12 protein-coding genes and 2 rRNA genes (1 of these 14 running past the window's edge) are annotated in these 16366 nt (G+C 64.0%); 9 read left to right on the top strand and 5 right to left on the bottom strand.

All coding sequences use genetic code 11. The annotated features are described in order from the left end of the window. Entirely contained in the window at window positions 1-699 is a 699-nt protein-coding gene (locus HUK72_RS22455; RefSeq protein WP_176598728.1) for a methyltransferase domain-containing protein, read from the top strand. On the opposite strand, the gene HUK72_RS22450 is transcribed toward HUK72_RS22455, so the two are convergent. Both HUK72_RS22450 and HUK72_RS22445 read right to left on the bottom strand, forming a co-directional pair. Further along, complete coding sequence (locus HUK72_RS22450; protein WP_176598727.1) at window positions 629-1771, bottom strand: NAD(P)/FAD-dependent oxidoreductase; 1143 nt, start codon at window positions 1769-1771, stop codon at window positions 629-631. The two genes, HUK72_RS22455 and HUK72_RS22450, sit on opposite strands and share 71 nt — an antisense overlap. Beyond that, entirely contained in the window at window positions 1771-2835 is a 1065-nt protein-coding gene (locus tag HUK72_RS22445; RefSeq protein WP_176598726.1) for a type III polyketide synthase, read from the bottom strand. The genes HUK72_RS22450 and HUK72_RS22445 overlap by 1 nt, the downstream gene beginning before the upstream one ends. Before the next feature lie 392 nt (window positions 2836-3227). Between HUK72_RS22445 and HUK72_RS22440 the strand changes: the two genes are divergently transcribed. The 8 genes from HUK72_RS22440 (at window position 3228) to HUK72_RS22405 (ending at window position 12582) form a co-directional block, all read left to right on the top strand. After that, on the top strand, window positions 3228-4451 hold the full coding sequence (locus HUK72_RS22440; RefSeq protein WP_176598725.1) for an IS256 family transposase: 1224 nt from the start codon (window positions 3228-3230) through the stop codon (window positions 4449-4451). Between the two features lie 160 nt (window positions 4452-4611). Continuing rightward, window positions 4612-4758 (top strand): hypothetical protein, encoded by a 147-nt coding sequence (locus HUK72_RS22435; RefSeq protein ID WP_176598724.1) that lies wholly within the window; start codon window positions 4612-4614, stop codon window positions 4756-4758. A gap of 13 nt (window positions 4759-4771) precedes the next feature. Continuing rightward, window positions 4772-4861, top strand: coding sequence for a potassium-transporting ATPase subunit F (locus HUK72_RS22430; RefSeq protein ID WP_046765260.1), 90 nt, complete (start codon window positions 4772-4774; stop codon window positions 4859-4861). A 12-nt stretch (window positions 4862-4873) separates the two neighbouring features. Then, complete coding sequence (gene kdpA, locus HUK72_RS22425; protein WP_176598723.1) at window positions 4874-6577, top strand: potassium-transporting ATPase subunit KdpA; 1704 nt, start codon at window positions 4874-4876, stop codon at window positions 6575-6577. A 13-nt stretch (window positions 6578-6590) separates the two neighbouring features. After that, on the top strand, window positions 6591-8621 hold the full coding sequence (gene kdpB, locus HUK72_RS22420; protein ID WP_176598722.1) for a potassium-transporting ATPase subunit KdpB: 2031 nt from the start codon (window positions 6591-6593) through the stop codon (window positions 8619-8621). An 18-nt stretch (window positions 8622-8639) separates the two neighbouring features. Continuing rightward, window positions 8640-9224 (top strand): potassium-transporting ATPase subunit KdpC, encoded by a 585-nt coding sequence (gene kdpC, locus HUK72_RS22415; RefSeq protein WP_176598721.1) that lies wholly within the window; start codon window positions 8640-8642, stop codon window positions 9222-9224. Beyond that, entirely contained in the window at window positions 9221-11887 is a 2667-nt protein-coding gene (locus tag HUK72_RS22410) for a sensor histidine kinase KdpD (RefSeq protein WP_176598720.1), read from the top strand. Before kdpC ends, HUK72_RS22410 begins: the two co-directional genes overlap by 4 nt. Beyond that, window positions 11884-12582, top strand: coding sequence for a response regulator (locus HUK72_RS22405; RefSeq protein WP_176598719.1), 699 nt, complete (start codon window positions 11884-11886; stop codon window positions 12580-12582). Before HUK72_RS22410 ends, HUK72_RS22405 begins: the two co-directional genes overlap by 4 nt. 106 nt (window positions 12583-12688) lie before the next feature. Here HUK72_RS22405 and HUK72_RS22400 read toward each other — a convergent pair whose 3' ends face one another. The 3 genes from HUK72_RS22400 to HUK72_RS22390 form a co-directional block, all read right to left on the bottom strand. Beyond that, window positions 12689-14584: a potassium transporter Kup gene (locus HUK72_RS22400; protein ID WP_218036208.1), complete on the bottom strand. Its 1896-nt coding sequence runs from the start codon at window positions 14582-14584 to the stop codon at window positions 12689-12691. 638 nt (window positions 14585-15222) lie between these two features. Next, window positions 15223-15337: ribosomal RNA gene (gene rrf / locus HUK72_RS22395) — 5S ribosomal RNA — on the bottom strand. Window positions 15338-15502: 165 nt separating this feature from the next. Next, window positions 15503-16366, bottom strand: a 23S ribosomal RNA gene (locus tag HUK72_RS22390); it runs 1947 nt beyond the window's last position.

Genomic DNA, 16366 nt, shown 5'->3' with positions numbered 1-16366 from the left:
ATGGCCGATCTTTCGATCCGATCGCGGCAGGAAGAACAGATGGACGCGCCGGACCTGGACCCGGCCGTCTATGAGCGCGTGCTGCATGACCTCGCCCGCGTCAATCGATGGACCTTCACCGCCTGGCCCACCATCGCCTTCCTCAACCGCGCCATCGGTTCGGCCCGGCATTTCCGGCTGCTCGACGTCGGTTTCGGGGACGGCGACATTTTGCGCGCGGTCGCCCGCTGGGCCAGGAAGCGGGGGATCGAGGCCGAGCTGATCGGCGTCGACCTCAACGAGAAAAGCCTTGCGGCCGCCCGTCATGCCACGCCGCCGGATCTGCGCATCGACTATCGGGCGGGCGATTATCTCGATCAGCCGGAATCTTTCGACTTCATCATCTCCAGTCAGGTGACGCACCACATGACGGACGCGCAGTTGATGACTTTCCTGCGCCATATGGAGGCGAATGCGCACATGGGCTGGCTGATCTGCGACCTGCATCGCCACGGCTTCGCCCATTGGGGTTTTCCGCTGCTCGCCCGCCTGCTGCGCGTTCACCGCATCGTGCGGGAAGACGGCCAGTTGTCCATCGCCCGCGCCTTCCGCCCCGGCGATTGGGCGGCGCTGCTGCCGCAGGCGGGCATCAGCCTGAAGGACGTGCGGATCGTGCGCCGCTTTTCCTTCCGCCTGTGCGTCGAGCGGATATGCGGGTGAGCAGCGCCGCCTGCGCGCCAAGCCCCGGCATCCAGTGCAGCAACCGCATCAGCAGGCCCCGGCCCAACGGTCCCGCAGCGCCGCGCCGCAGCGCCTCTGCAACATGGAGTGGACGGCGGCTCCGGCGATCCATCTGCCTCTGCCAGCCAATCGCCGCTTCCGGCCCGCCGCGGAGACAGGCCTGCGCCGCGCTTGCCCCGCTGTGGAGCGCAATGGCGATGCCGTCCCCGGCGAGCGAGGCGATCACCGCGCCCTGATCCCCGATGCGGAAGATGCCGGGCCATGTCCTCCCGGCGCGCCAGCCATAGGGTATTCCGGCGACCGCCTCGAAATGGGCGGGTATTTCGTCCCATATCCGCTCGGCCAGACGCGGCGCCTCGGTCTTGATCTCCGCCATCAGCGCGGCCACGCCCCGCGCCAGCCTCTGCCGGGCCACCGACAGGCAGAGATTGACGGTGCCGTCCTCCTGCAGCAATAGCCCCGCATAGCCTCCGTCGAACAGATGAAGCTCGATCATGCCCGCCAGATCGCGGGCGCGGGCCGCATGAGCGGGCAACACCGCCCGAAGTCCGGCTGACGGCGCCTCCCTCCGCCCGCCAAGGTCGCGGGCCAGCCCGCGCAGCTCCTGCTTGCCGGTGGCGAGAAACAGGGCCTCGCCCGACCATAGCTCGCCATCGTCGAAGCGAACGGACCGACCCGCCGGATCGGCGGCGCGCACCACCCGCCCGCGCATGAGAAGCGCGCCGGCATCCTGCGCCAGCCCGATCAGCGCTTCGTCCAGCGCTCGCCGCGACAGCCCCGCAGCCGGATAGGGCAGAGGCAATTCGACGCAATGCTCGCCCGCCAGCAACCGCAGCCGCTCGATCGGCCGCGCACCCAGGGCGAAGGCATCCACGCCCAGACCCCGCAGCTCCGCCAACGCATCCCAGCCCAGAAAACCGCCGCAGACGGCGTCATGCGCCCCTGCATGGCGATCGATCAGATGCGCCTTCACGCCTGCCCGCGCAAGCGTGATCGCCGCTGCCGCCCCGGCCGGCCCGCCGCCGACGATCAGCGCAGGCAGACTGCGCATCAGGCCATCCCTTCGAACCGGAATCCTTCCGCCGCCAGCCCAGGCCCAAAGGCCAGCGCCACGCCCCGCCGCGCCCGATGCAGCATATCGCCCAAGATGAACATCAGCGTGGAGGAGGACATATTGCCGAAGCGCGCCAGCACGCGCCGCGACGGCGCCAGCGCCGCTTCGTCCAGTCCCAATCCATGTTCGACCGCATCCAGGATCGACCGACCGCCCGCATGCACGGCCCAATCGTCGACCAGGCCCGGATCGTCGCCGCCCCACATGCGCCGCCTGATCTCCGGATCGACCAGCGCCGCCTGGATGCGCGCCGGCACTTCGCCCGACAGGTGCATCACAAAGCCGCTGTCACCGATGTCCCATCGGATCAGCTCCGCCGAATCCGTCAGATTGAAGGAGAAGGGCCGGTCGATCGCGACCCCACTCCCTTCCGCCGTCACCAGCGCCGCCGCCGCGCCATCCGCGAACTGGAGCATCATCAGCAGGCGTTCGATCCGCCGCTCGGGCTGGAAATGGAGGGAGGACAGCTCCACCGTCACCACCAGCACCCGCGCATCCGGTTCCGACCGCACGATATGCCGTGCCGTGCGCAAGGCCGCGACCGCCGCATAGCAGCCCATGAAGCCCACCAGGGTCCGCTCGACATTCTCCAGCCCCAGCCGCTCGGCAATGATCTGGTCGATCCCCGGCGCGACGAAGCCGGTGCAGCTCGCCACCACCAGATGGCTGATCCGGTCGGTCGCCGCCTGCTCCTGCAAGCGGGCGATCGCCTCCAGCGCCAGGGCCGGGGCATAGTCGGCATAGCGCCGCATCCTGAGCGACGTCGGCGGCATCTCCCCGGCATAGAAGCCGCCCGGATCGACCGGCGACCCGCCCTCGGCGGTCGGCGGCAGCACGCACCAGCGATGGTCGATGCCGGACCGCTCGGCCATGCGCAGGAAAAGCTGCCTTTCGCGCGGATCGTCCAGTTGCCGGGCCGCCCATTGGATGAAGGGAGCATGCATGTCCTGTACGGGAACGGCGCAGCCTATGGCGTTGATGCGGGCGCGCGTATTGGTCATCGGGTTCCTTGTCTGCTGTCTTTCACGAAACGTTCCGGGTCCGGGGAATGATCCTCAGCCTCCATATGCAGTGGCTCGTGGAGTTTCAGTGCCTTGGCAAGTGCGAATGGTTCAAGCGGCGTGGGGTTTTAATGCGTGGTTGTTGGGCGGGCCGTTGCCAAGGAGTGGCGCGTGTTCCTGCGGAGGCATTCTGAGACGAGGGGTTCATGAGAGCCTTGTTCGGGCGATGCGATGATACACGGACGGCGGGACTGGGCTCCTGCCTTCGCAGGAGCACGGTGCACTGCATGGAAAGCAGGGCGAGCAGACGGTCCGCTTCCTACCCGGAACCGCTCGGGACTGTCAGGAATTTCGTGTGCGACGAGGCATAATGGGTAACAAGGAGACCCAGTATGTCACGACGCAAAGACCCCTCGATACCGAACGACATTCTCGATCAGTTGCTTGCCGGCACTGACGCAGCGGCGGCGCTCAGCCAGGGCGGCCTGCTTGATACATTGAAGAAGGCTTTTGCCGAACGGGCGCTCAATGCGGAGATGGATCACCATCTTGGTCAGGAGGAGCAAGGGAACAACAGCCGGAACGGCTATGGCCGCAAGACGGTGACGACCGACGGGGGACGGATCGAGATCGAGGTGCCGCGCGATCGGGCCGGCAGTTTCGATCCGCAGCTGATCGCCAAGTATCAGCGACGCTTCCCCGGCTTCGACGACAAGATCATCTCTATGTATGCGCGCGGCATGAGCACCCGGGAGATCACCGGGCATCTGCGCGAACTATACGGCATTGAGGCCTCGCCCGACCTGATCAGCACGATCACCGACGCCGTGCTTGAGGAAGTCGCAGCCTGGCAGCAACGTCCCCTGGATCCTGCCTGTCCGCTGGTTTTCTTTGACGCGATCCGGGTCAAGATCCGCGACGAGGGCATGGTCCGCAACAAGGCGATCCATATTGCCCTGGGCGTCATGGCCGACGGCACCAAGGTGGTCCTCGGGCTGTGGCTGGAACAGAATGAAGGTGCCAAATTCTGGCTGCGCGTCATGAACGAACTGCGCAACCGCGGCGTCGAAGATATCATGCTGGCTGTTGTCGATGGCCTCAAGGGCTTCCCCGATGCCATCACCGCCGTTTTCCCCGAAGCGATGGTCCAGACCTGCATAGTTCATCTGCTGCGCAACTCGATGGATTTCGTGGCGTGGAAAGACCGCAAGGTGCTCGGAACGGCCCTGAAGGCCATCTACCGCGCCGTCGATGCCGCAGCTGCCGAGGAAGCGCTGACGGCCTTCGAAGCCAGCTTCTGGGGTCAGCGTTATCCCGCCATCGGCCAGAGCTGGCGCCGGGCATGGCCCGAAGTCATCCCGTTTTTCGCCTTTCCCGACGAGGTCAGGCGGATCGTCTATACGACAAATTCGATAGAGGCCTTGAACTCCAAGCTTCGCCGCGCTGTTCGTGCGCGGGGGCATTTCCCCAACGATGAGGCTGCAACCAAACTGCTCTATCTGATCTTGAACCGATCGGAAAAAGAGTGGAAAATGCCGCCGCGTGAGTGGAACATGGCGAAGGCGCAATTTGCCGTGCTCTTCGGCGAACGTTTCATCAGGGCCATGACGGCCTGATGGTCAACCGCCTCGTCGCACACGAAATTCCTGACAGTCCCGAACCGCTCTCTTCTGGGACGAGAGCAAACGCGCCACGCCAGCAAAATCCATATTCATACGCAATTTCTATGTCTTGCCCATTCCCTCTCTCTCGAATTCAAACGCGCCGCTGTCTTAATTGACCGACGGCAGACGAATCGTCCCGCACCCGCGCGACATCCTCGGCTGCGGGAGTTTTCACATGCAGGACATCTTCTGGATCGGCCTGACCCTCATCCTGTTGGCATCGAGCCTCGGCTATGCCGCGCTCTGCGGCCGGGCATGAAGGGGGAGCGGGCATGACCATCGATCTCTGGCTCGCCGCGCTGACCGCGCTTGGCCTTCTCCTCTATCTTGTCGCCGTCCTTGCGCGGCCCGAACGCTTTTAGAAAGGGCGGTCCATGACCTTTCAGGGATGGCTGCTGATCGCGGCCTTTATCGGCATATTGCTGGCCCTTGCCAAGCCGGTCGGCCTCTGGCTGTTCGCGCTCTACGAGGGGCAACATACCCCGCTTCATGCCGTGCTGGGACCGGTCGAGCGGGGCTTCTACCACCTCTCCGGCATCGATCCCGAAGAGGAGCAAGGCTGGCGCCGCTATGCCGTGCATATGCTGATCTTCAACGCCGCGCTGCTGCTCCTCACCTATGGGCTGCTGCGCATGCAGGGGCTGCTGCCGCTCAATCCGCGAGGCATGGGCGCGGTCGACGCACATCTCGCCTTCAACACGGCGGTCAGCTTCACCACCAACACCAATTGGCAAAGCTATGCAGGGGAATCGACCCTGTCGAACCTCAGCCAGATGCTGGCGCTGACGATCCATAATTTCCTCTCAGCCGCGACCGGCATTGCGCTTGCCTTTGCGCTGTTCCGGGGCTTTGCCCGGCGCAGCACCGCCACGATCGGCAATTTCTGGACGGACATGACGCGGGTGACGCTCTATCTGCTGCTGCCACTGTGCATCGTCTATGCGCTGTTCCTGATCGTCAGCGGCGTGCCGCAGACGCTGGCGGGATCGGTCGACCTGACCACGCTGGAGGGGGCGAAGCAGACCCTGACGCTCGGCCCAGTCGCCTCGCAGGAAGCGATCAAGATGCTGGGCACCAACGGCGGCGGCTTCTTCAACGCCAACAGCGCCCATCCATTCGAAAATCCGACCGCACTCAGCAATTTCGTGCAGATGCTCTCGATCTTCCTGATCGGCTTTGGCCTGACATATTGCTTCGGCAAGGCGGTCGGCAATGTCCGGCAGGGCTGGGCGATCCTGGCGGCGATGCTCGTCATCTTCCTGATCGGCGTCACCGTGACCTATTGGCAGGAAGCGGCGGGCAATCCCATCCTCCACCATCTGGGCGTTGCCGGCGGCAATATGGAGGGGAAGGAAGTCCGTTTCGGCATCGCCGCCTCCGCCCTCTTCTCGGTCGTCACCACGGCCGCGAGCTGCGGCGCGGTCAACGCCATGCATGACAGCTTCACCGCGCTGGGCGGCATGATCCCGCTCATCAACATCCAGTTGGGCGAAGTCGTGGTCGGTGGCGTGGGCGCGGGCATATATGGCTTCCTGCTGTTCGCCATCCTCGCCGTGTTCGTCGCGGGGCTGATGGTCGGCCGCACGCCCGAATATGTCGGCAAGAAGATCGAGAGCCGGGAGGTCAAGCTCGCCGTCCTGGCGATCGCCGTGCTGCCGCTCATCATATTGGGCTTCACCGCCATCGCCTCGGTGCTGCCGGCGGGCCTTGCCGGGCCGCTCAACAAGGGGCCGCATGGGTTCAGCGAAATCCTCTACGCCTTCACCTCGGGCGTGGGCAATAACGGCTCGGCCTTTGCGGGCCTGACCGCCAACACTCCCTTCTACAACGGCATGCTGGGCGTCGCGATGTGGATCGGGCGGTTCTTCATCATCATTCCGATGCTGGCGATCGCGGGCAGTCTGGCGGCGAAGAAATATACGCCGGAGAGCGCGGGCAGCTTTCCCACCACTGGGCCGCTCTGGACGGGACTGCTGGTCGGCATCGTGCTCATAATCGGCGGCCTTACCTTTCTGCCCAGCCTCGCCCTTGGTCCCATAGCCGATCATCTCGCGATGATCCGTGGCCAACTTTTCTAAGGATCATATGCACATGGCCCGATCCGTCCAGAAATCGCTCTTCACCGCCGACCTGATCGTTCCCGCGATTGGAGACGCCTTCCGCAAACTCAACCCCGGGGAACTGATCCGCAATCCGGTGATGTTCACCACCGCCGTGGTGGCGCTGTTGCTGACGGTCCTGCTGGCGGTCGGACAGGACCAGCTTGGCACAGGCTTCAAGCTGCAACTGGTCGTCTGGCTCTGGCTGACGGTGCTGTTTGGCACCTTTGCCGAAGCGCTGGCCGAAGGGCGCGGCAAGGCGCAGGCCGCCTCGCTGCGCGCCACCAAGGCGGAGCTGACCGCCAAGCGACTGAAAGGCGACGGTTTCGAAACCATTCCCGCCAGCGCGCTCAAAATGGGCGACGTGGTGCTGGTCGAAACCGGCGACTTGATCCCTTCGGATGGGGAGGTCGTCGCCGGAGTCGCCTCGGTCAACGAAGCCGCGATCACAGGGGAGTCAGCGCCGGTCATCCGGGAAGCGGGCGGCGACCGGAGCGCGGTGACGGCAGGCACCCGCGTCATTTCCGACCAGATCCGGGTGCGGGTGACGGTCAATCCGGGTCAGGGTTTCCTCGACCGCATGATCGCGCTGGTCGAAGGCGCCGAGCGGCAGAAGACGCCCAATGAGATCGCGCTGACCCTGCTGCTGGTCGGCCTCACCATCATCTTCCTGATCGCGGTGGGGACCATTCCGGGCTTCGCCAGCTATGCGGGTGGCGCAGTGCCGGTGGCGATCCTGGCCGCGCTGCTGATCACGCTGATCCCGACCACTATCGCGGCGTTGCTGTCGGCCATCGGCATAGCCGGCATGGACCGGCTGGTGCGCTTTAACGTCCTCGCCAAGTCGGGACGGGCGATGGAGGCGGCGGGCGACATCGACACGCTGCTGCTCGACAAGACCGGCACCATCACCGTGGGCGACCGGCAGGCGACGGAATTCCGCCCGGTCGGCGGCGCGTCGCAGGGGGAATTGGCCGAAGCCGCGCTGCTCGCCAGCCTGGCCGACGAGACGCCGGAGGGCCGGTCCATCGTCCTGCTCGCCCGCGAGCAATTCGGCCAGACCGCGACCGCTTTGCCGGAGGGCGCGGAGATCATTCCCTTCACCGCCCAGACGCGCATTTCCGGCGTGCAATGGAATGGCAGCATCATCCAGAAAGGCGCGGTGGACAGCATATTGCGCGCCAATCCCGGCCTCGACAGGGAAGCGCCGACGCAGGAATTGCGCCGCATCACCGATGAGATCGCCCGCGCTGGCGGCACGCCGCTGGCCGTGGCGAAGGACGGCAGGCTGCTGGGGGCGATATTCCTGAAGGATATTGTGAAAGCGGGCATCCGGGAGCGGTTCGGGGAATTGCGGCAGATGGGGATTCGCACGGTGATGATCACCGGCGACAATCCGCTGACCGCCGCCTCCATCGCTGCGGAAGCCGGTGTGGACGATTTCCTGGCCCAAGCCACGCCGGAGGACAAGCTGGACCTGATCCGCAAGGAACAACAAGGCGGCCGGCTGGTCGCCATGTGCGGAGACGGCACCAATGATGCGCCCGCCTTGGCACAGGCCGATGTCGGGGTGGCGATGAACACCGGCACGCAAGCGGCGCGGGAGGCGGGCAATATGGTCGACCTCGACAGCGATCCCACCAAGCTGATCGAGGTGGTCGGCCTCGGCAAGCAGCTCCTCATGACCCGCGGCGCGCTCACCACCTTTTCCGTCGCCAATGACGTCGCCAAATATTTCGCGATCATCCCGGCCATGTTCGTGGCGCTCTATCCGGGGCTGGGCGTGCTCAACGTCATGGGTCTCGCCAGCCCGGAAAGCGCAATCCTCTCCGCGATCATCTTCAATGCGCTGATCATTCCATGCCTCGTGCCGCTGGCGTTGAGGGGCGTGACCTACCGGCCGATCGGCGCCGGGCCGCTGCTGGCAAGGAACCTCGCCATTTATGGGCTGGGCGGGCTGGCGGCGCCGTTCGTCGGGATCAAGCTGATCGATCTTGCCGTGAATGGACTGGGTCTGGCCTGATCTTACCGGAGAATGAAAATGTTCAACGATCTCAAGACATCCCTTCGTCCGGCGCTCGTCATGACGCTGCTTTTCGCGCTGTTGTTGGGCATTGCCTATCCGCTGGCGCTGACCGGCATGGGGCAGATGCTTTTCCCGTTCCAAGCCAATGGCAGCCTGATCGAGCAGGACGGCAAGCCCATCGGCTCCGCACTGATCGGCCAGAGCTTCGCCAGCGACCGCTATTTCCATTCCCGCCCATCGGCGGCGGGCAAGGGTTATGACGGACTCGCCTCCTCCGGTTCCAACCTTGGCCCCACCAGCAGGGCGCTGATCGATCGCGTCGCCCACGACATTCAGGCCCTGCATTCACCCGGTCGCCCCGTTCCGTCCGATCTGGTGACAGCCTCCGCATCGGGGCTCGACCCTCATATCAGCCCCGATGCGGCCTTTTATCAGGTCGACCGGATCGCCAGGACACGCGGCCTTGCCCGCGACCGGGCCCGCGCTCTGGTCGAACAAGCCATTGAGCAACCGTTCCTCGGTTTCCTGGGAGAGCCGCGCATCAACGTCCTCGAAATCAATCGACGGCTGGACCGGATCGGCGCTAATCAAGATCGATGAACGAGCCGGACCGCCGCGATCCCGAAGCCTTTCTGCGTCAGGCGGCGCAGGAGGGCCGTGGCCGCCTGAAAATCTTCCTCGGCGCGGCGCCGGGCGTCGGCAAAACCTATGAAATGCTGATCGATGGCATGCAGCGCCGCAAATCCGGCATCGACGTGGTGGCGGGGGTCGTCGAAACCCATGGCCGGCGCGAGACCGAGGCGCTGCTCGCCGGCCATGAGGTCATCCCTCGGCGGGAGGTCGAGCATCAGGGCCATCGCCTGGCGGAGATGGACATCGACGCCATATTGGCCCGCCGCCCCGCGCTGGTGCTGGTCGACGAACTGGCCCATACGAACGCGCCCGGCAGCCGTCATCCCAAACGCTATCAGGATATAGAGGAGCTGCTGGACGCCGGGATCGACGTTTATTCGACGGTCAACATCCAGCATGTCGAGAGCCTGAACGACATCGTCGCCTCCTTCACCCGCATCCGCGTGCGCGAGACGGTGCCGGACTCCATTCTCGAAATGGCGGAAATCCAGGTCGTCGACATTCCGCCCGACGAGCTGATCGAGCGGCTGAAGGAGGGCAAGGTCTATATCCCCGCTGAAGCCAGCCGGGCGCTCAATCATTTCTTCTCCAAGTCCAACCTGACGGCGCTGCGCGAAATGGCGCTGCGCCGGGCCGCGCAGGCGGTCGACGCGCAGATGCTGGACTATGTCCGCGCCCATGCCCTGGCCGGCAGCTTCGCGGCGGGCGAGCGGATCGTCGTGGCGATCAGCGAACTGCCGAGCGCGCAGGGGCTGGTCCGCGCCGCCAAGCGGCTGGCCGATGCGCTAAAGGCGCCCTGGACCGCCGTGCACATCGAAACCCGGCGCAGCCTTGCGTTCACGGCGGAGGAACGCGCCCATCTGGCCGACACCATGGCGCTGGCGTCGCGGCTGGGCGCGACCACCGCGACCATTCCGGCGACCGGCGTGGTCGAAGGATTGCGCCAATATGCGACAGACGCCCGCGCCACCCAGATCGTGATCGGCAAGGCCGCCCGAAGCTGGTGGTTCGAGCTGCGCCATGGGTCGGTGGTGGACCGGCTCGTCCGCGACATGGATGACGTCGCGATCCACGTCCTGCCGGGAGACGAGAGCGCCCGCAACCGCCGCATTGCCGCGGCACGCATCGGTCCTTGGGGCAAGGCGACGGATTATCTTGGATCGGCGCTGATGATCGCGCTGATGACCGCGATCGGGCGGTTGCTGGTCCAGACCATCGCACTCGGCAATATCGCCCTGCTCTATCTGGTGCCGGTGATGTTCGCCGCCGCCAGCTTCGGCCTGCGCGCCGGGCTGTTCGCGGGGCTGCTCTCCAGCCTTGCCTATAATTTCTTCTTCCTGCCGCCGACCGGCACGCTGACCGTCGCCAATCCGGAAAATGTCATCTCCATCCTCGTCCTGCTGGGCGTCGCCATCGTCACCAGCCAGTTCGCGGCCCGCGTCCGCGCCCAGGCCGACCTCGCCCATGGCAGCGCCCGCCAGAATGCGGCGCTCGCCGGTTTCTCCCGCCAGCTCACCGCCGCCGCCAGCCAGGATGAACTGATGCACGCCATCTGCGCGGAGGTCGGCCGCCTGTTCGACGTGCGCACCGTCCTGCTTCTCCCCTCGCCCGACGGCCCGCAACTGCGCGCCGCCGTGCCGCCGGAGGACCGGCTGGAGCAGATCGAAAAGGCCGCCGCGCAATGGGCGATGGACAATGAGCAGCCCGCCGGGCGCGGCTCCTCCACCCTCACCGCGTCGGACTGGCTGTTCCATCCGCTGCGGACGACACGCGGGGTACTGGGCGTGCTGGGCCTGGCGCGGGAGGATGCGGGGGAGCCGTTGCGCTCCGATCAGGTGCCGTTGCTCATGAGCCTACTCGACCAGGCCTCCATCGCCTTCGACCGCATGGCGCTGGAGGAGGAGATGCTGGATGCCCGCCAGATCCGCGAGCGCGACCGGCTGCGGTCCGCCTTGCTCTCCTCCGTCGGCCATGATCTGCGCACGCCGCTCACCACCATCATCTCCGCCGTGCATGAACTGAAGCGCCAGCAGCCCTCCGAGCTTGCCGACACGGTTGAGGCGGAAGCGCAGCGGCTGACGCGCTTCGTTGCCAATCTGCTGGACATGGCCCGGGTGGAGGCAGGCGCGCTGCCCCTGAAGATCGAGCCGCTCGACCTGTTCGACGCGGTCGCGGGCGCGGTGCACGACACGCGGCAGTCGCTGGCCCGCCATGCGGTCCATGTCGACATTTTGCCCGACATTCCACTGGTGCGCGTCGATCCGACGCTGCTGCACCATATCCTCATCAACCTGCTCGACAATGCGGGGCGCTACGCCGACCCCGGCACGCCCGTCACCATCAGGGGTAAGCGCCAGCCCGACGCCATCACCTTGTCGGTGATCGACCAGGGGCCCGGCATCCCGCCCGGCAGCGAAAGCCGCCTGTTCGATACGTTCACCCGCATGGAGGGATCGGACCGGATCAAACATGGAACGGGCCTGGGCCTCGCCATCGTCAAGGGCTTTGCCGAGGCGATGGGCCTTTCGGTATCCGCCGCCAATCAGGCCGATCCCTTGGGCGCTTGTTTCACCCTGCGCTTTCCCCAGACGCTGATCCTGCCTCCGCTTCCTCATGAGGATGTGCCATGACGACCCGCCACAAGGTTCTGATTATAGACGACGAACCGCAGATCCGCCGGTTGATCCATGCGGCGCTGACCCGCGCCGATTACGCCACGGTGGAGGCGGCGGATGCGCGGGAGGCGCTGGAGAAATTGCGGGAGGAGCGGCCGGACATCAGCCTGCTCGACCTGGGCTTGCCCGATCGCGACGGGCTGGAGCTGGTGCCGATCATCAAGCAGCATTCGGACACCAGCCTGATCGTCATATCGGCGCGCGACGCGACCGAGGAGAAGGTGGCGGCGCTGGACCTGGGCGCCGACGATTATCTGACCAAGCCCTTCGATACCGACGAACTGCTCGCCCGGGTGCGCGTGGCGCTGCGCAATCGCATGACCAAGGATGGCGGCATGTCGGCGGTGCGCGCGGGCGACGTGGCGATCGACCTGATGGCGCGGATCGTGACGAAAGGCGGGCAAGAGGTGCACTTGACTCCCAAGGAATATGGCGTGCTGGCGCAACTGGCGAAATATCCAGGGCGGGTGATCACGCACCAGCAGATCATGGCGCAAGTCTGGCCGAAGGAGCATGAGCATCATGTCGAATATCTGCGCGTGCTGGTGCGGACGCTGCGGCAGAAGCTGGAGGATGATCCGCAAAGGCCCCGGATCATCGCGAATGAATTGGGGATCGGCTATCGGCTGAAGGAGGGGGATGGAACTTAACCTCAACCGTCATTCCCGCGAAGGCGGGAATCTATCTCCCATCAGAAGCGCCAAGCGGCACGTTCAGGAGATATATTCCCGCCTCCACGGGAATGAAGAAGCTGAATTAAATCTCCACCTGCGATCCCAGCTCCACCACCCGGTTCGTCGGCAGCTTGAAGAAATCCATCGGCGTCACCGCATTGCGCATCATCCAGGCGAACAGCTTCTCACGCCAGATCGCCATGCCGGGCTTTTCGGACGGGATCAGCGTCTGGCGGCTGAGGAAATAGCTGGTCTGGCTGACGTTGATCGGCCCACCGCAGCCGTCCACCGCCTTCATCGCCGCCGGGATGTCCACCTCCTCCATGAAGCCGTGGCGAAGCACCACGCGGTAGAATCCCGCGCCCAGATCGCTCACCTCGGACCGCCCGTGCAGCGGGAGATGCGGCACGCCCTCCGTCCGCACGGTCAGGATGATCACGCGTTCATGCAGCACCTTGTTATGCTTCACATTATGGAGCAACGCCGGCGGCACCCCCTCGACGCGGGAGTTCAGGAAGATCGCCGTTCCCGGCACGCGCTTCAGGGAACCGGAGACGGACTGGATGAACAGTTCCACCTCCATCGCGCCTTCCATCAAATAGAAATTCATGATCTTCCGGCCCGTCGACCAGGTGGTCAGCACGATGAACACCACCGCCGCCACCAAGAGCGGGAACCAGCCGCCATCGGGAATCTTCGTGGCGTTGGACAGGAAATAGGTGCCGTCGACCAACAGGAACAACCCCGTTGCCATTGCGGCCAGCAACCGGTTCCAGCGCCATACGCTGAAGGTCAGCACTGCCATCATGCAGGTGGTGATGAACATCGTGCCGGTGACGGCGATGCCATAGGCGGCCGCCAGATTGCTGGAAGACTGGAAGCCCAGCACCAGAAGCACGACCAGGAAAAGCAGCGCCCAATTGACCAGCGGCACATAGATCTGCCCGGCTGCCGAAGCGCTGGTATGCGCGATCTTGAGCCGGGGCAGGAAGCCGAGCTGCACCGCCTGCTGCGTCACCGAGAAGGCGCCGGAAATCACCGCTTGACTGGCGATGACCGTCGCCACCGTCGCCAGGATCACCAGCGGCAGACGCGCCCAGTCCGGCGCCAGCAGGAAGAAGGGGTTTTCCGCCGCTTCGGGAAGGTCCAGCAGCAGCGCGCCCTGCCCCATATAATTGAGCAGCAGGCAGGGAAAGGCGGCATAGAGCCAGGCGATGCTGATCGCCTTGCGCCCGAAATGGCCCATATCGGCATAAAGCGCCTCCGCCCCCGTCACCGCCAGCACGACGGACCCCAGGGCCAGGAAGGCGAGCTTGGCGTCCAGCGCGAAGAAATGCACCGCCCACATCGGATTGACGATGGCGACGATCCCCGGATGCCGCACGATGTTGAGGATGCCCAGCGCCGCCAGCACCAGGAAATAGACCACCATGATCGGCCCGAACAGCGCGCCCACGCGCGCCGTGCCATGTTTCTGGATCAGGAACAGGCCGATCAGGATGATAATGGCGATGGGCAGGACGAAGGGCGCCAAACCGTCATTCACCGTCTCCAGCCCCTCTACCGCCGAAAGGACGGAAACGGCCGGAGTGATGATGGCGTCGCCGTAGAAAAGAGCCGCGGCCAATACGCCCAATATGGCGATGGTCGGCGTCCAGCGGCTCTCCCCCAATTTGCGGGAAATCAGCGCCAGAAGCGCCATGCTGCCGCCCTCGCCATGGTTGTCGGCCCGCATGATGATGAACACATATTTGACCGTGACGATCAGCGTCATCGTCCAGAAGACCAGCGACAGCACCCCATAGATATGCGCGGGATCGACCGCCAGCGGATGATGGCCGACAAAGCTTTCCTTAAGAGCGTAGAGCGGTGAGGTGCCAATATCCCCGAACACCACGCCCAGCGCACCCAGCGCCAGCAGCGGCGTCTTTCCCTGCGGATGGCCATGATCCACCCCGTCGACCGCTCGATCCGTCATCCGTGCCGTTACTCGCTGTTACCGGGCCGCCCATTGCACAGAGCCACATAGTATTTCCAGTGGAGCTTTATGCGATCGGCATAGGATTCGCATAGGAATGCCGGAAAATTCCGCCAAATCCTATGCATTTTCAACGGGAACAAGCGCTTCTCCCTCTCGAGAAGCTATGCCGGAATGCGTAATTGGAACTCCTCCCAATGGAGGAGGGCGATATGATATGCTGGTATGACCATCTGGCGGCCAAGATCGGGCTGAGGATCGCGGGCATTTTTCTGCTTATTTCCGCATGGCCTGAGAGCCTGCTTTTGCGGCGGTTGGTGTTGGCGAGGCCGGAGATAAGCGCATGTGATTTTTTGCTTGGGTTGCTGTTGTTTTTGAGCGCGAGTTTTGGGGCTGGGCTTGTGGCGATGGGTTCGCGCTTGTGGGAGCCTGTGGAGGTTTCGGCGCGCTGGCGGGGTCATGGTGGGGATGAGCCCCGTCGCGGTTGCAGAGGCTCTTGATCCGTTTTGCGCTGCTTGGTTTTGCGTGTGTGGTGAGGACACAAAAAAGCCCGCCGGGGAGGCGGGCTTGGCGCATGGCGTGCATGCGCAGAACTGCGAATGGGTTTTGTGTGTATTGAACAAAGCGTAAGCTATAATGCCTGGCGACGCCCTACTCTTCCGGGGCTTGAGCCACAGTACCATCGGCGCAGACTGGTTTCACGGCCGAGTTCGGGATGGGATCGGGTGGGTCACAGACGCTATGGTCACCAAGCAATAGAGCTTGCGCTTTGTTTTTTAATCGGTGCCGTGCACATATGAGCGTTTCACTTGAGAAACGCGTCAACAAATGAGTTGGTTTGTTATCTGGCATGAGGTTGATCACCACGTTCAATGGCTGACGCTGGGTTTATCCAGTGTTGTCATTGATGGTGGGACTCTCAGGCGCGATCAGAGCAATTAGGACCGGTTAGCTCCATATGTTACCACACTTCTACATCCGGCCTATCAAGGTCGTGGTCTACGACCGCTCGAAGAAATCTTATCTTGAGGGAGGCTTCCCGCTTAGATGCTTTCAGCGGTTATCCCGTCCATACATAGCTACCCTGCTGCGCCCTTGGCAGGACGACAGGTACACCAGAGGTATGTTCAACCCGGTCCTCTCGTACTAGGGTCAACTCCTCTCAAATTTCGACGCCCACGGCAGATAGGGACCAAACTGTCTCGCGACGTTCTGAACCCAGCTCACGTACCACTTTAATTGGCGAACAGCCAAACCCTTGGGACCTGCTCCAGCCCCAGGATGTGATGAGCCGACATCGAGGTGCCAAACGATTCCGTCGATATGAGCTCTTGGGAATCATCAGCCTGTTATCCCCGGCGTACCTTTTATCCGTTGAGCGATGGCCCTTCCACGAGGGACCACCGGATCACTATGACCGACTTTCGTCTCTGCTCGACTTGTCAGTCTCGCAGTCAGGCGGGCTTATGCCATTGCACTCTAACAGACGGTTTCCAACCGTCCTGAGCCCACCATCGCGCGCCTCCGTTACTCTTTAGGAGGCGACCGCCCCAGTCAAACTACCCGCCACAGAGGGTCCCTGCACCGGATAACGGTGCGAGGTTAGACATCAGAAAACAACAGGGTGGTATTTCACCTATGGCTCCACGACAACTGGCGTCATCGCTTCAAAGCCTCCCACCTATGCTACACAGTTCTTTCCTAATGCCACTCTGAAGCTGCAGTAAAGGTGCACGGGGTCTTTCCGTCTAACCGCGGGTACTCCGCATCTTCACGGAGAAT

The organism is Sphingobium sp. 15-1, from assembly GCF_013375535.1.
Lineage (GTDB): Bacteria > Pseudomonadota > Alphaproteobacteria > Sphingomonadales > Sphingomonadaceae > Sphingobium > Sphingobium aromaticivastans.
This window is presented reverse-complemented; position numbering and strand designations above follow the sequence as displayed.

Coding starts and splice junctions, on each gene's coding strand:
- HUK72_RS22455 (WP_176598728.1), top strand. CDS start 1: ATGGCCGATCTTTCGATCCGATCGCGGCAGGAAGAACAGATGGACGCG.
- HUK72_RS22450 (WP_176598727.1), bottom strand. CDS start 1,771: ATGCGCAGTCTGCCTGCGCTGATCGTCGGCGGCGGGCCGGCCGGGGCG.
- HUK72_RS22445 (WP_176598726.1), bottom strand. CDS start 2,835: ATGACCAATACGCGCGCCCGCATCAACGCCATAGGCTGCGCCGTTCCC.
- HUK72_RS22440 (WP_176598725.1), top strand. CDS start 3,228: ATGTCACGACGCAAAGACCCCTCGATACCGAACGACATTCTCGATCAG.
- HUK72_RS22430 (WP_046765260.1), top strand. CDS start 4,772: ATGACCATCGATCTCTGGCTCGCCGCGCTGACCGCGCTTGGCCTTCTC.
- kdpA (WP_176598723.1), top strand. CDS start 4,874: ATGACCTTTCAGGGATGGCTGCTGATCGCGGCCTTTATCGGCATATTG.
- kdpB (WP_176598722.1), top strand. CDS start 6,591: ATGGCCCGATCCGTCCAGAAATCGCTCTTCACCGCCGACCTGATCGTT.
- kdpC (WP_176598721.1), top strand. CDS start 8,640: ATGTTCAACGATCTCAAGACATCCCTTCGTCCGGCGCTCGTCATGACG.
- HUK72_RS22410 (WP_176598720.1), top strand. CDS start 9,221: ATGAACGAGCCGGACCGCCGCGATCCCGAAGCCTTTCTGCGTCAGGCG.
- HUK72_RS22405 (WP_176598719.1), top strand. CDS start 11,884: ATGACGACCCGCCACAAGGTTCTGATTATAGACGACGAACCGCAGATC.
- HUK72_RS22400 (WP_218036208.1), bottom strand. CDS start 14,584: ATGACGGATCGAGCGGTCGACGGGGTGGATCATGGCCATCCGCAGGGA.